This window comes from Pseudomonas lurida, from assembly GCF_002563895.1.
Lineage (GTDB): Bacteria > Pseudomonadota > Gammaproteobacteria > Pseudomonadales > Pseudomonadaceae > Aquipseudomonas > Aquipseudomonas lurida.
In genome coordinates this window covers 6,245,196-6,260,224 of sequence record NZ_PDJB01000001.1, presented here as the reverse complement: position 1 = coordinate 6,260,224, position 15,029 = coordinate 6,245,196, and the positions used below count along the sequence as shown (strand labels likewise).

Annotated in this window: 10 protein-coding genes; 2 read left to right on the top strand and 8 right to left on the bottom strand. The window is 62.8% G+C overall.

Annotated elements, in window-relative coordinates:
- Positions 1–54: 54 nt before the first annotated feature.
- Complete coding sequence (locus ATH90_RS28635) at positions 55–432, top strand: avidin-fold protein (protein WP_098467619.1); 378 nt, start codon at positions 55–57, stop codon at positions 430–432.
- Here ATH90_RS28635 and pbpC read toward each other — a convergent pair.
- The 3 genes from pbpC to ATH90_RS28620 all read right to left on the bottom strand — a co-directional run bounded on the left by pbpC (position 429) and on the right by ATH90_RS28620 (position 9,217).
- Complete coding sequence (gene pbpC / locus ATH90_RS28630; protein WP_098467618.1) at positions 429–2,726, bottom strand: penicillin-binding protein 1C; 2,298 nt, start codon at positions 2,724–2,726, stop codon at positions 429–431. The genes ATH90_RS28635 and pbpC overlap by 4 nt on opposite strands.
- The gene (locus ATH90_RS28625; protein WP_098467617.1) at positions 2,707–8,511 is read right to left on the bottom strand and encodes an MG2 domain-containing protein; all 5,805 of its coding nucleotides are present in this window, start codon (positions 8,509–8,511) and stop codon (positions 2,707–2,709) included. The genes pbpC and ATH90_RS28625 overlap by 20 nt, the downstream gene beginning before the upstream one ends.
- 76 nt (positions 8,512–8,587) lie before the next feature.
- Positions 8,588–9,217, bottom strand: a complete 630-nt coding sequence (locus ATH90_RS28620) for a LysE family translocator (RefSeq protein ID WP_034110470.1) — start codon at positions 9,215–9,217, stop codon at positions 8,588–8,590.
- A 126-nt stretch (positions 9,218–9,343) separates the two neighbouring features.
- Here ATH90_RS28620 and ATH90_RS28615 point away from each other — a divergent pair, with 126 nt between their 5' ends.
- A complete protein-coding gene (locus tag ATH90_RS28615) occupies positions 9,344–9,826 on the top strand; it encodes an Lrp/AsnC family transcriptional regulator (protein ID WP_016978705.1) in 483 nt (160 codons plus the stop codon).
- A gap of 145 nt (positions 9,827–9,971) precedes the next feature.
- Here ATH90_RS28615 and ATH90_RS28610 read toward each other — a convergent pair whose 3' ends face one another.
- Genes ATH90_RS28610 through ATH90_RS28590 form a run of 5 tightly spaced genes read right to left on the bottom strand, consistent with a single transcriptional unit; the run spans position 9,972 to position 15,024 of the window.
- Positions 9,972–10,904, bottom strand: coding sequence for a phosphatidate cytidylyltransferase (locus ATH90_RS28610; RefSeq protein ID WP_017528659.1), 933 nt, complete (start codon positions 10,902–10,904; stop codon positions 9,972–9,974).
- Between the two features lies 1 nt (position 10,905).
- Entirely contained in the window at positions 10,906–11,526 is a 621-nt protein-coding gene (locus ATH90_RS28605) for a lysophospholipid acyltransferase family protein (protein WP_034110467.1), read from the bottom strand.
- A 9-nt stretch (positions 11,527–11,535) separates the two neighbouring features.
- On the bottom strand, positions 11,536–11,979 hold the full coding sequence (locus ATH90_RS28600) for a hypothetical protein (RefSeq protein ID WP_069078614.1): 444 nt from the start codon (positions 11,977–11,979) through the stop codon (positions 11,536–11,538).
- The gene (locus ATH90_RS28595) at positions 11,969–13,267 is read right to left on the bottom strand and encodes a phosphatase PAP2/dual specificity phosphatase family protein (RefSeq protein WP_098467616.1); all 1,299 of its coding nucleotides are present in this window, start codon (positions 13,265–13,267) and stop codon (positions 11,969–11,971) included. Before ATH90_RS28595 ends, ATH90_RS28600 begins: the two co-directional genes overlap by 11 nt.
- Before the next feature lie 2 nt (positions 13,268–13,269).
- Positions 13,270–15,024, bottom strand: a complete 1,755-nt coding sequence (locus ATH90_RS28590; protein WP_098467615.1) for a bifunctional alpha/beta hydrolase/class I SAM-dependent methyltransferase — start codon at positions 15,022–15,024, stop codon at positions 13,270–13,272.
- Positions 15,025–15,029: the final 5 nt, after the last annotated feature.

Genomic DNA, 15,029 nt, shown 5'->3' with positions numbered 1-15,029 from the left:
CATGCCCTGGAGACCCGCCCGGGTCTCCAGGTTCCGCGAAAGGACGCGACCTCGATGCAAACGCCCTCCCAGCTCCACCACCGCCTGAACAACCGCCGATTCACCGTCGCCCACAACACCCACGGGCTATCCGGCGCAGGCACGGTGTTTCATTACCTTGTCCAAGGCGAGGCCATTTCCGGTACCTACGAAGGCGGACGGATTCGCCTGGGCATGCAAGTAGGGCGAGTGACCGGTGCGAATACTATCGAACTGCTGTATCAGTGCCTGACCCTGGAGGGTGAGCTGCTGTCCGGCTGGTCGCGTGGTGTGGTCGGCGTGGATCAGGCCGGGCGGACTACCCTGAGCTTTGTATGGGGCTGGTTATCGGGCGCGACGGGAGGCGGAGAGTCAAACTATGTCGAGTTTGTCGAACGTGAGCGCCGTGCCTAAGGCACAAACTCCACCTTCAAGCCCCGACTCGCGCTGCGTCCCTGATCATCACTGACCCGCAACCGATATTCCCCCGACTTGCCCGGCCGCCAGTTCAGTGTGGTTTGCGGCGGGCCTTGGCCGATCAGTGTCTGGTCGGCAAACCAGTACAACGTCGCGGCATCGCTGGCCGCGTTGGCATTCAGCGGGATGCTTTCCTGCGGTTGGGACAGACGCAGTTGATAGCTCACCTGGGTCAGCGGCGAGCGGATCTGCGGCGCTTCGCTTTGGTCACTGAGGCGATTGGGCTGGCAGTTTTTCATCACGTTGGGCGGCGTGCGCCGGGGCAGGCCGGCAGCGCGGTACAGCCGTTGCACGTCGCTGGGCCAGAATTCGAAGACCTCTTCGCGGGTGTATTGCGCCTCGAACGGCGGGCATGCGGCCTTGCCGGTACGGGTGTCGATCAGCACCGGGCGGTGCAGGTTCGAGACACGAATCGGCGACACGCCGGGGATGTACCAGGTCTTGCGGGTTTGCGGGCACCAGCGGTTGGGCAACTCGCCGGACGCGGCACAGACGTCGATGCGCACCAGCCCGGCGGGCGGCTTGTCGGGCTTGATAACGGTGTTGGGCAAGGCCAGGGGCAGGGCGTCGGCGATGCGGAAGAATAACGGCGCAGCGGTCTTGGCACCGATAAACGCCGGGTTCGGTCGACCATCGAAATTACCCACCCACACCACCAGCACATAGGGGCCGACCAGGCCGGCGCTCCACGCATCGTGAAAGCCCCAGGAGGTGCCGGTTTTCCACGCGGTGCGCCAGTGGCGGCCGGGCAGGCCATCCGGCCGTGGGTTACGGCGCAGCATGTCGCGCACCATGAAGGCGGCCTGGGGCGTCAGCAGTTGGGCCCCCGTGGTCTGGGGCTGTTCCTGCAAATAGCGCAACGGCCGCAGGTGCCCGTCGCCGGCCAGCATCACGTACAGCCGCGCCAGCTCTTCCGAGGTCATCTCACCGCCCCCGAGGGCCAAGGCCAAGCCGTAATGACTTTCGTCGCGCAGGCCTTTGATCCCGGCGCGTTGCAACAGCCCGTACAAGGACGGCGACTTGACCTGGCTGGCCAGCCACACCGCCGGGATGTTGCGACTACGGATCAGCGCGTCTCGCGCGGTCAGCGGGCCGACAAAACTGCCGTCGAAATTTTCCGGCTGGAAGTAGCCAAAGTTACTCGGCAAATCCTTGAGGATGCTCATGGGGTGGATAACCCCTTGGTCCAGCGCCAGCCCATACAGGAAGGGCTTGAGCGTCGACCCTGGTGAGCGTCGCGACAGTACGCCATTGACCTGGCCGTGCAGGCTTGTGGATAAGTAGTCCGCCGAACCCACCAGCGCTTTGACGCTTTGGTCGCGGCTGTCGATCAGGATTGCCGTGGCGTTTTCCACACCCGTGCTGCGCCGCTCGGCGATAAAGCCGGTGACCAGGCGTTCGAGCAAGTGTTGCAGCGGCAGGTTGAGGGTGCTGTTGAGCTCATTGCCGGCCTGGGACGCCAATAGCTGTTCACTCAAGTGCGGCGCCAGGAACGGGATCTGCTGGCGGTTGCGCGCTTCGAGGGGTAATTCCAGCAAACTGTCGTTACGCGGGTCTTGTGGATAAGTCTCGCGCCAGTCGGTCATCAAGCGCAGGCGGGCATTTTGCAGCGACGGTCCGAAGCGTGCACGCCGGCCTGGCTGCTGGGGAATCACCGCCAGCCCCAGTGCCTCGGACAACGACAGCTGCGCCGCCGACTTGCCGAAATAGATGCGGCTCGCCGCCTCGGCCCCTTCGATATTGCCGCCCATGGGCGCCAGGTTCAGGTAGGCCTCCAGGATGTCGTGCTTGCTATAGCGCGCCTCCAGCCACAGGGCCAACGCCATCTGCTGCAACTTGCCCGGCACCTGGCGGGTGTTGAGGTCCCACAGGCGCCGCGCCAGTTGCATGCTCAAGGTCGAGCCGCCCTGGCGCTGGCCACCGCTGTAGGTGGCCATGGCTGCGCGCAGCAATGCTGGGGGATTGATCCCCGGGTGCCAGTAGAAATTGCGGTCTTCCTTGAGCAGCAATGCCTGGACCAGTGAAGGAGAGATCCGCTCCAGCGGTAGCCACAGGCGGTATTGCCCGTCATCCGCCAACGTCATGCGCAGCAGCGAACCGTCGTCGGCCAGCACAACCCGCGATGAGGTTACGGCTTGTTCCAGCGGGGCGTGAGGCCAAAGCCGCAACCCCGCCAGTACGGCTGCCGCTACCAGCAGCGGCGTCAGGCGCTTAAGGCTTGGTAATTTCAAGCTGGCCTACTTTGCCGCGCCCTTGCAGGGTGGTTTCGTACATACCTTCGGCGTAGGCCGCAGGCGTGTTGAAGGTACCTGCGTTGGTGGCGCGCACGCGGTACACGAACGTGCCGACATCACGCAGCGCAGTGCCGTACAACACCACCCGATCATCACGCACGTCCACATAGTCCGGCTGCCAGTTGCTCAGTTCGGTTTCACCGATAGGCGCTTGCCAGCTTTGTTCTTCCTGGCTGTCTTCCTCGACGTACTCGGACGCTTCACCCTCACTTTCCTCGCTGCTGGCCGCCTCCGGCTCCGGCGGCAGGTTATACACAGGCTCGACGCCACCGGGCAGCAGGTCCACCACGGCCACTTGCTGCACCTGATCGCGGTCGGTAGCCCGCAGGCGCAGGCGCACCAGGAACTCTTCGCCCACTGCGACCTTGCTCACGGGCTCGCCCTTGAGGTCGAGGTATTCGTGGATGACTTCCAGGCCATTGTTGATCGGCTTGAGCTTGGCGCCCTTGTCGAAACCGGCTTCGCTGAGCATGTAGAACGCGGCCGGGCCGTCGGATTTTTCCAGCACCAGCTTTTGCGTGTTGCCCGGCACGGCGGCGCGTGGCGGCTGGCCGGCCATCTCCAGCAATTGCTGCTGCTTGTCGCCCAGCCAGGCGGTGGCCTTGAAGGTCATGTCGCTTTGCGCACGTTGGCCATAGTTGTCCAGGGCGCGTAGCAACAGGGCCGCCGACAGCGAGTTGTAGCGCTGTTCGTTGAGACGCTTGCCGAGTTTATCCAGCAACGCCGTGGGCACATCGTCCATCAGCTCGGGGAAGTGGCGCGCCAACAGGTGCAGGTGCTCAGCGTCGTGCACCAGCGGGTCGTAATACAGGCCATCGCTGTCCCACTTATCCACAAGCGAACGCCATGGGATTTTACGAAACAGCGTATCGGCCTGGCGATCTTGCTTGAGCAGTTTGTAACTGGCCGCCAGGTAAGCGGCGCCCAGGTCGTTCTGCCAGGTGTCCTTGAAGTAGCTTTCGTAGCGCTCGCGTATATCGCTCAACGCACCGCTGACCAGAATCCCCTGACGGCTCAACAGGTAACTGGCGTAGGCACGGTTGCGCAATTCCGACAGGCCTTCGCTAGGACCATTGGCCAGGTCTGTCAGATACGCATTCGAGCGTACCAGCAGGTCTTCCGGCACCGGCAACCCGCGCTCCCTGGCTTCGATGAGGAAGTCGGTGGCGTAGAGGCTGGCGTACGGCGCCACGTCCGGGTTGGCCGCCCACAGACCAAAGCCGCCGGCCTGGTTCTGGCGTTGGCGCAGCATGCGTACCGCGCTGCCGAAGGCTTGTTCGGCCTCAATGGCGTTACCGCCCCAGATCAACGCCGGCATGGCCTTGGACACCAGTTGCTCGGTGCAGGCGTAGCCGTAGTCATCCAGGTAATGCTTGAGGCCATTGGCCCACACCAGCGGCGAGGCCGCTACGCCCAGTTGCACGTCGCGCAGTTGGCTGAACAGCTCGCGGGTGGGTTTGAGCTCTTTGCTGGCGCTGTCGAAACGGCCCAGGCTCAGGGCTACGCGATGTTCGCTCAGTGGGCGAATCGAGGTAGTTTCCGCCACCTGGATACGTTTGCCATCGGGTAGCACCGCGACAAAACGCAGGTCCGCCGAGCCGAGGGTGTCGCCGACCTTGATCTTGAACTCGGCCGTGCCCTCCTTGCGCGGTTGCAGGGCCAAGGTACTGCCCTTGTCGCCTTGAACGACCAGGCCAGCGCTGGTCTGCACTTCAAACGTCACGTCCGCCGCCGCGTCGAGGTTGCTGAATACCCCGGCGCTGACGTTGAACACATCCCCTGGCGCCACGAAGGCCGGTACGTTCGGCGTGATCACGATAGGCCCGCGCACGTCGGTGTTGGCTTCGCTGACGCCGACACTGTCGCTGTCCACCGCCACCGCGAACAGGTGCAGCTTGCCGTTGAAGCTGTCCGGCACTTGGTAATGCAGCACGGTTTCACCCGCCGGCAAGTCCACCAGCCCGGACCACCAGGCCACTGGCGGCTGATGTTTACGCTTGAACGGGTTGAGGTGATTGGCCAGGGCGCCTTCCGTATCGCCACCGGGCGCTGCCCCACTGAGCAGTCGGCTGAATTCTGGCAGGATCAGGTCAAGGATCTGACTGGTGCCCACTTCCAGCGCACGCTTCTGGAAGAAGAAGCCCAACGGGTCGGGCGTCTGGTAGCGCGCTACTTGCAGGATGCCTTCATCTACCGCGTACACCACGGCACGGCCCGGGCGATCAGCGTTGACCTTGATATCCAGCGTCTGCCCGGGCTCGATCTTCGCCGGGCCTTCAACCTTCAATGCCATGCGTCGCGCATCCAGGTTGATGCTGAACGGCACCACGCCATAGGACAGTGGGCTCATGTATACCTCGGCCGACCCCATGTCGCGTACAAACTGCACGTTGACGTAGGCATTGCCCTCAAGCCCTGCCGGCACGCGGATGTGCTGCACGCTGTTGGTGCTGTCGGCCTTGAACCACTGCTGGGTGTAGACCTTGTCACGTTCGATGGTGATCAGGCCAGCGCCGGTATACGGGGCACGAATGCTGATGGCGATCTCATCGCCGGTGGCGTAGCTGCGTTTATCCAGGCGCAATTGCAGTTCGGCGTTGCGTTCCAGCGAGCGCGATGTGTTGCCACGCCCGGCCACGCTATAGTCGATCTGGTTGAGCAGGTTGCCGTTGGCGTCCTTGAGTTGGAGGGTGAAATCACCCGGTGCGCCAGTATTCAGGACCTGCTTGGCACCTTCCTTGGTCATGACCAGCGGCGAGGCCGGCTGGCTGATGTTCTTGATCCGCGACTCGTACTTGTAGGTGCCGTTGGACTGTTTCACCAGCACCGACACATAACGGTGCTCGACCACTTCGCTGGTCAGGCCGTCCACCGCCACAGGCGTGAGGTCCGGCGCCACAGCCAGCCATTGCACCTGGCGCGGCGCGTCCTTGGCGATGTACGACAGCGAGTCCTGACTTTTCACACCTACCAGGTAGGGCGCGGACGACACCAGCAAGGCACTTTGCGCCGCGACATTACGGCCGCCTTCGGCCTCGAACACCTGGGTCATCACCTGCAGGCGGTAGGTGCTGTTGGCGAAGCGTTGCAGGTTGAGGTCGAGTACGGCCTGGCCATTGTCGTCGACAGTGGTTTCGGCCAGGTCTTCGGTAGTCGCGTCTTCCAGGGAATCGTTGAGGCGGAAACGGTAGTCCGGATAACGGTCAAAGGCCGCTAGCGTCGGGCTCAGGGACATTTTCACGGTGACACGCCGGCCGGAGGCCGGAGCGCCGAACAGGTGCATGGCAGTGACCTTGGCCACCACCTGGTCCGGTGGAATCCAGCCCTGCACTGGGGTGTCATGCAGGCTCAGGCTGACCTTCATGCGGTCCGGTTCGAAGTCGCGGACCTTGAAGTTCACGCTGCCCAAGTCGGTGCGGGTCTGCTTCTGGCCAATCAACTGCAAGGTCGCGGTGTATTCCCCGGCGGGGGCGACTTCGCTACTGGGGAAATCAAAGGTTTCAAAACCGCTGGCGGACAGCTTCAACGGCTGGCGAATCACTTCCAGGCCACGGGGGTCGGTGATTTGCAGCTCCACCGGCAAGCCTTGCAGTGCACCCTTCCAATTGCCGCTGCGCACGATCATGCCCAGGTGTGCGGTCTCTCCGGGCCGGTACAGGCCGCGGTCGGTAAACAGGTAGGCGCTCAGGCGATCAATCGCGCCGTCTTCTTCCAGACCGCCTACGTCAAAACGCGACAAATCCAACTGCTGGGATTGGCGGGCGATTGGCAGGAAGGACTGGTCATTGCCGCGAGTGACCACATACATCAGCGGCGTTTTCTCACGGCGCAGTTCATCGAGCTTGGCGAAATGCGCATGGCCTTCGGCGTCAGTGTGGCCGCTGCTCACCGGCAAACCGTTGCGGCCGATGATGTCGACTTGCGCGTCAGACACGGGCGAACCATTGCCGATGGACTGCACATACACATCGTGGCTGCCATCGCTGGAACGCTTGGCGATGATGCCCAGGTCCGTCACCACGATGAAACGCAGGTCGCTGGTACTGCTGCGGTCGTACTCGAACGTACGCGGTGCCGGGTCATCCTGCGGGCTGAGCTTGAGCACGAAAATGCCCCGCCGGCCGCCATTGGCGGTGAGGTAGTGGCTGAGGTCAACATTGTCGTAGACGGTCTTCGCGGGGTCATTGGATGACAGCGGGATGTCCAGCGACTGACGCTCGACCATGCGATCAAAATACTCGTTGCCGAAGTTCGGCCGGGCAAAGCTCCCGCTGCTCTGGTCCACCAGGTGTTGCAGTTGGTTAGGTAACAGGCGGGCGATTTCCACGTGGGCGCCCGGTACACCACGGGCCATGAAGCCCAGGCGTTTTTCGCCATTGAGGCTGAGCAAGGCGCCGTCGGACAGGAACTGCAAGGTGCGCGGGTACGCCGGCATGCTGATCAGCGACGCCGTAGGATTCTTCGCCAGATAGCCGCCGATGGCTTCCAGGTTGGCGGGTACACGCACATACACGGCACGTCCGGCCGGGGCCTTGAACTTGAAGGCGTGCAGGGTATTCAGCGGTTCGACGCTGGGCACATGGGTCAGGTTGATCCGGGTGCTGCGGGCGAGCAGGGCGTCATCGATGTCGCTGCTGCTGTAGGGGCGCGTGTCGTCCTGGGCCTTTTCCGGCAACAGCCAGGCCTGGACCTTGCCGGCGATGGTTTCGTCGGCCACGGCGCTGGAGCTGCTGAACATCAGTACCGGCTCCGGCTCGCCACGTTCGTTGTCGACAAAGCTCACGTCGGCCCCGGTGAAGGTCAGGCGATAGCGACCGGGCACGGTGACTTGCGCCACCAGCGGTGTGGTGCTGGCGTTGCCGCCGTCACGGGCCTTGATGCCCTCGTCGAGCTTGGCGCTCACCGGCGTACTTTCCAACGGCGTAGCGAGCGCGGCTGAGCGTACGTAGGCGTTGAGTTTTTTCTCGTCGAAGGTGATTTCGGGGCGGTTGGGCAATTGGGCGTCGCGGTAAGCCAGGCCTTTGCCGAGGGTCACCGTGACGCGCTTGCGCAGGGTGTCTTCATCCACGGGGTGGGAAAAACGGAACGTTGCCACCAGCTGCTTCAGCGTTGGATTGGACGGGTCTTGGTACAGCTCGTTTTGCGCCAGGGTGGCACGGAACGGTTGGGTGGAAAACTGAGTGCTGTATTGGTCCAGCAACACGCCGTCAGCCAGCAGGTTTTTCTTGGCCAGGTCGACAGTGTAATGGGCGTCGATGGGCCAGTCTTTTTCCGGTACGAACAGCAGGCTGCGGTCATCCGCCCAGCGCCAAGTGCCCGCGACCGCAGGTTTGAGGGTGATGCCCTCGGTGACGGGTTTGCCGATGGCGGCCAGTGGGGCCACGGATTCGCCGAAACGCACCTGCAAGTTATCCACAACCGGCGTTTGCTGGGTGTAGTCGGTAAGGTTCGGTTTGTGCAGCGAATAGCTCGCGGTGTGCGGCTGTGGCAGGTTGGAATACCAGTGCCAGCCGTAGAAAGCGGCGGCGGCCAGCAACACCAGCCCCAGCAAGCCTGCACCGGTTTGACGTGGATAACGGCGGGCCTTGCTGCCCAGGTTCGTGAGCCCACGGCCAATTGCACGCAGCCAGAGGGGCGGATGCCATTGGCCAAAGACGGCCCCCACCACTGTCAATAACGCACCGATAATACGGCGGCTGATCGCTTTGAACGAATCGAACATGGTGAGCATCCCTGGCTAAGTGCGGCGTATCTTACACGCGTCTTTGATACAAAAGATGACGCAGATACGCTGCCCGCTAGGTGTGTTGCACAAACGTGAGACGTAGCGCAAAACCGATCAAGAGACTGCCGAATAACCACTGCTGCATACGCTGCGCGGCGCGATTGCGCGCCAGCCACTGGCCGATGCGCGCGCCTGCCAGGGCGTAGCAGCAATCGAACACGAAGCCGAGGCTCACCAGGATCACCCCCAGCAACGCAAATTGCGTCGCCACCGGGCCGGCCTGCGGGTTGATGAATTGTGGCAGCAGTACCGAGCAGAACAGCAGCGCCTTGGGGTTGAGCAGGTTGGTCAGCAAGCCTCGCTGAAAGGCCGCGCGCCAGGCATGCCGTGTTGGAGGCGTGTTCGCGGTATCGAGGGACGGCAGCATCGTCGAGCGCAGGCATTGAACACCCAGCCACAACAGGTAGGCCGCGCCGCCCAGGCGCACGACATCGAACGTCCATGGCGCCACTTTGAACAAGGTCGCCAGCCCCATGCCTGCCAATGCCACATGGCAGGCGCGGGCCAGCCCCAAGCCAATCGCCGTGGTCAGCGCCAAGGCCTTGCCCTGGCGCGCGCCGGTTTGCAGCAACAGGATCATGTCCGGCCCGGGCAATAGAAACGCCACTGAAAGGGCCACCAGAAATAACCAGAGTTCCGCCATGTCTCACCCCCTTGTTTGTTTGCCAATTCTAGGGCGGGAGGGCAGGGCAGGTGCTTGCGTAGTCAGCTAGAAAAGCGTCTAGTCTTGGCACTGTCTGCCACTAAAAACCTGAACAGCCATTCACTTATGCCAAATCTTAAACTCGATGCGTTTGACCGCAAGATTCTCGAAGCCCTGCAACGCGATGGCCGCCTGAGCAACGTCCAACTGGCGGACGAGATCGGATTGTCCGCTTCACCCTGCCTGCGGCGCGTGCGTCTGCTGGAAGAGGCCGGCGTGATTCGCGGCTACCAGGCCACGCTGGATCGCGACGAAGTGGGACTGGGGATGATGGTGTTTGTTGGCGTCAAGGTGGAGCGGCATAACGACACCGAGGCCAACGCCTTTCGCGAGGCGGTGACGGCGCTGCCGGAAGTGATCTCGGCGTTCCTGGTGTCGGGCGAATCGGACTTTCTGCTGCAGGTGGTGGTGCCGGACCTGCGCGGCTATGAGCGATTTGTCACTGGCAGCCTGCTGAAACTGCCGGGGGTGAGGGACATCCGCAGCAACTTCGCGATCCAGACCGTGAAAACCCCAGGGGCGTTGCCGCTGGGGCATTTACCGGGTTGATAGAGGATCTGAAATCGACACAAGACGGGTGCGGGAGCGGGCTTGCTCGCGAAGGCGGTATATCAGCCGTTACGTTCGTTGGCTGACACAGCGCGATCGCGAGCAAGCCCGCTTGTTGATCTCCATAGGGTCTTAGGTGGGTGGGTCAGGTCCACCAGTAGCGCACGAGATGGAAGAAGATGGGCGCGGCGAAGCACACCGAATCCAGCCGATCCAGCATTCCGCCGTGTCCTTCGATCATATGGCCCCAGTCCTTCACGCCCCGGTCGCGCTTGATCGCCGACATCACGATGCCGCCGGCGAACCCGAGCAGGTTGATCAACAGCGCAATCAAAAACGACTGCCATGGGTTGAACGGGGTGGTCCACCACAATGCCGCACCGATCAGGGACGAGAGCAAAATCCCGCCGACAAACCCTTCCACCGTCTTCGAGGGTGACAGGTTAGGCGCAATCTTGTGTTTGCCGAAGAGCTTGCCGCACACGTACTGCAGCACGTCAGACAGCTGCACCACAATCACCAGGTAGGCGATCAGCAGCAGGTTGCGGCCTTCGTAGCCGGGGATGTCGAGGGTGAGCAGGGCGGGCACGAACGACACGCAGAACACGGCGATCATCAGGCCCCACTGCACTTTCGAGGCTCGCTCCAGGAAGTGCGTGCTGTCGCCGCCAAGGGAGGCGAGGATCGGCAGCAGCAGGAACACGTACACCGGTATGAAGATAGAGAACAGCCCGTACCAGTCGGAGTAGATCAGCAGGTATTGCAGCGGCAGTGCCAGGTAGAACGCGGCGACCAGCGCCGGGTAGTCGCTGCGACGGGTGGGCGTGAGGGTGAGGAATTCACGCAGGGCGTAGAAGGACACCGCGTAGAACAGCAGGATCACCGCGCCGGTACCCAGCCAGAAAGCGATGCCAATGACCACCACCATCACCCACCAGGCATTGATGCGGGCATTGAGGTTGTCGATCACCGCGTTGGGGGTGCCACGGGTGCGCAGCTTGAGGATCAGGCCGATCAACGAGGCGAGCACCAGGATCGCGCCGATGCCGCCGAACAACATCAGGGTTTGGCTATCCATGTCAGACAGGCTCCGGGGCAAGGGCGAGCAGGGCATCGCGGGCGCGCGCGAGGAAGGCGGCTTTGTCTTCGCCTTCTTCCAGTTGCAGCGGTGCGCCGAAGCTGGTTGTGCACAGCAGGGGCAGCGGCAGTACGCGGCCCTTGGGCATGACCCGGTTGAGGTTGGCGATCCACACCGGGATCAATTGCGCCTGTGGGTAACTATTGGCCAAGTGATACAACCCGCTTTTGAACGGCAGCAGGCCGTCCTCGAGATTGCGCGTGCCTTCGGGGAAGATGATCAGCGAGTCGCCGCCTTCCAGGGCGTTGAGCATGGGCTGCAGGGGGTTATCCACAGGGTCCTTGCGTTCGCGGTCGATCAATACGCCGTTGAACACGCGGTTGATGATGTAGCGGCGCAGGGCGCTTTTGTTCCAGTAATCGCTACCAGCCACCGGGCGCGTGAATTTGCGCAGGTTCTGCGGCAGTGATGCCCACACCAATACAAAGTCGCCGTGACTGCTGTGGTTGGCGAAATAGATGCGTTGCACCGGCACAGGCGCGCAACCCAGCCACAGGCTGCGGGCCCCGGTGACGGTGCGGGCCATCGAAGTAATCAACGTGGCGACCACGGGTTCGAACATGGGAATTCCTTATCCGGCGAAAGGCAGCCAAGGGCTGGCGAGTATCACGCCCAGGGTCAGCAGCGCTTGCGCGCCGAGCAGCCAGGCTTGTTTGCGCAACAGTTTGAGCGCCCCACGGCGGCGCTCGGTCCAGGGCCGGCCGGCGCGTTTGGCAGATTGCAGGCCAAGCGTTTGCAGGGTTTGGTCGAGGTCTGGGGTGCGCTCGATGTCACGGGCGAGCAGGGTGAACAGGTCTGCATCAAAGGCCACGCGCAGCGCCCAATACTTTTGCAACAGGCCGAGGATAATCATCCACAGGCTCAGCAGCAGGCAAATCGGCGCAATACTGGCCATCAGCAGTTGCGCCAGGCCGAACAACACGCCGACCAGCGTCAGGCCTGTGGATAACTGATCCAGTGAACGGCCACGCCGTAACAGGCTGGCGACCACCTGGAGTTCCATATCAATGGGCATGGGGTAAACCCTCCAACGCTTCACGGTGTGCGGGGTGCAGGACCACATCAGCCCGCGCTGTACGAATGATAGCCAGCGCTTGCTCGACCGTCGTGGCGCGTCCGGTGTGCAACAGCCAGGCGGCGACGGCGGTCGCGCTGCGTGAGTAGCCGAGGGCGCAGCACACCAGCAACGGACCACTGGAACGCAGACGTTCTATGGCGTGCGCGGCGTGCAGGCATTCGTCGGGCGTCGGCGCGATCAGGTCCAGCACCGGGATGCATTGGTAGGCGCGGCCCTGTGGATTAATTGGCAGTTCGGCACACAGGTCGACGATGGCCTTGAAGGGTTCCTGCTCACTCGTCGTAGGAATGCGCCCAAGCCAGACGTTATCCACAATCAGGTCGGGTTGTGGATGCTTGCGTGTCCACAGCCGAGAGTTGATCCACGCGCCGGCCAGGTATGGGGCATACAGCCAGCGCGCGGCAGGCGTCAGTCGGCCGTCGGCGCGTTTCTGGAAACCCGAAGGGCCCAGCACGAGGTAATTCGCCTTGACCAAGGCAAGGGATACCGCCGGCCACAGTATCCACAGCCATGCGCCACCCATGACAACAGCCAGGACCAACAAGGCCAGGGCTCCCACGCCATAGCGCATGCCCAAGCGCCAGCGCTTGGTGTCTCGCGTCAGCCGCGCGTTCGACAGTGGGTTGGGGTGTTCTACCGGCCACAGCCACACGCACAGCCACCCGGCGAGGGCACCTGTGGGTAAGTCGATAAAGTGGTGTTGATAAGTGGTCAGTACCGAGATACCGATCAAGGCGAACCAAGCATGCACCGCCCACCGCCAGAAGCCCTGGGTGTGACGCTGGTACATGACCCACAGGATCACCAGCAGTGCGATATGCAGCGATGGCGCCTGGTTGAATGGCTTGTCGAACCCTGCCAGCACCGCAAACAGCCAGCCAAATACACCGTCCAATTCCGGCCGTTCGAAGGTGAAGCGCAGCGGCCAGACCAGGAAGCAACTGACCGCGATGACCTGGGCCGATAGCAGCCGCAGCGCATGTTGTTTCAACTCATGCCGACTATTGGGCAGCAGCAGGGAAAACCCGTAGAGCAGGTCGATGGACCAGTAGGGCACGATGGTCCAGGCCCAGAACGGCATATGGGCTTCCCAGTCAAATACCAGCGTGCCGACGTCGCTGCGCTGGCTGGTCACCCAGGTGGCAAAGCCGTAGGTGCTGAAAAACAGCGGCGCCAACAGCAGCAGCCAGAGGACCGCGGGTTTCAACAAGCCGGGTTCGCGCATGTTCAGATCTTCTGTGCCAGGGACACGGTAAAGATGCCCCACTCATCCACGCGCTGGGTGATCTTGCGGAAACCGGCAGCCTCCACCAGTTGATCCATTTCCGCCTGGCTGCGTCGGCGCATGACCCAGGCCTGGCCCTGGCGATGGCTGGTCAGTGCCCGGGCGATCAGTTCCAGTTGCGGGTGCCATGGCTGGCCGGTGTAGACCAGGTATCCACCGGGCTCCACGGCCTCGGCCAGTCCGGCCAGTGAGCCGCCGACCATGCCGTTGTCGGCAAACAGTTCATACAACCCGGACACCACCGCCAGTGTCGGTTTCGGCTCCAGTGCCGCCAGGTCCGAGCGGTCGAACGCATCACCTTTGACGAACTGCGCGATATCCCCCAGGCCCTTCTCACGGATCAATGCGCCACCGTCGCGTACGTTGATATCACTGTAGTCGCGCAGAAGGATCGATTCCGGCAGCGGCGACACGCCCTGCAAGGCCTCCAGGATGTAGCGCCCGTGGCCGGCAGCGATATCGACGATGCGCACCTGGCGATCAGCGGCGCGCAACCTGGCCATGGCCAGGCGCAGCAGCTCCTCGACGTTCAGCTTGCGCTGGCGAATGCCGCGCCAGCCGATGGAGTTAAGGTAGTTGGTGTCGATCATCCGCCCCAAACCACCCTTGCCGGTCGGCGTGTTGCGGTACACGTAGTCCAGGGTACTGCCGGAGTCGAAACCTGTGTCAAAGCCCAGCTTCACGCCGTCGGACAGGTTCTTGCCCAGGCCCATGCTGGCGCGAGTCAGGCGCCAATACAGGTCGCGCACGGAGTTGCGCGGCAGTGGCGCGGCGAGGGCTTCGGACTCGGCGCAGGTGGCGCCCAGTTTGTCTGCATCCAGCAACGAGGCACGGTCCAGCGGGTGTTCGAAGTTCTGCAGGATAAAGCGCCTGGCGCTGTTCACGGCGGTGGCGCGGTCACGCTCGCCGAGGGTGTCATGGAAAAAGCCTGGGAGGATGTGCAGCTCTTTTTTCAGGCTGCCAAGGCGGTCGAAAAATTGCTGTTGGGGTTTGCGATGCACCACAAAGTCGGAGCCGGAGACCAGCAGTTGGGTCGGCACCTGGATTGCCTGGGCATCAGCTACCACGCGGTCGGCCGCTTCATACAGGCCGAGCAGTACGTTCACCGAGATCGCCTTGGTGATCAAGGGGTCGCTGTCGTAGGACGCCACGCGCTCCGGGTCATGGCTGAGGAACTTGGCCTTGACGTAGCTGTTGACGAAAAAATTGCCGCGAAACGTGCGCATCAGCGCCAGGCCTGGCCGTGCGAATGGCACGTAGAGCTTGACCTTGAAGGCCGGGGAGGCGAGCACCAAGGCGCGGATTTTCGGTGCGTAGTCGTGCACCCAGGTCGCGGCAATCACCGCCCCGACGCTTTGGGCGACGATGGCGAAGTTTTCTTCCTCGATGCCGTAGGCAGCGCCGATGTGGTCGCAGAAGGTCTGCACATCGCGGGCGCTGGTGGCGAAGCTGGGGCTGTCACCCCGCTCGCCGGGGGACTGGCCGTGACCCCGGGCGTCCCAGGCGAAGAAGTCGAATTGCGGCAGGTTCAGCTCATCGACCAGATGGGCGATCCGCCCCGAGTGCTCGTGGCCGCGATGGAACAACACAATCGCCTTGCGTGGCTCGCCGTCCGCCTGGGCGGTAGCCGGCCAGTGACGGTAGAAAAGCTCGACGCCATCATGGGTACCGAAGGTGTGCTCTTGCTGTTCGCGCATCGCAA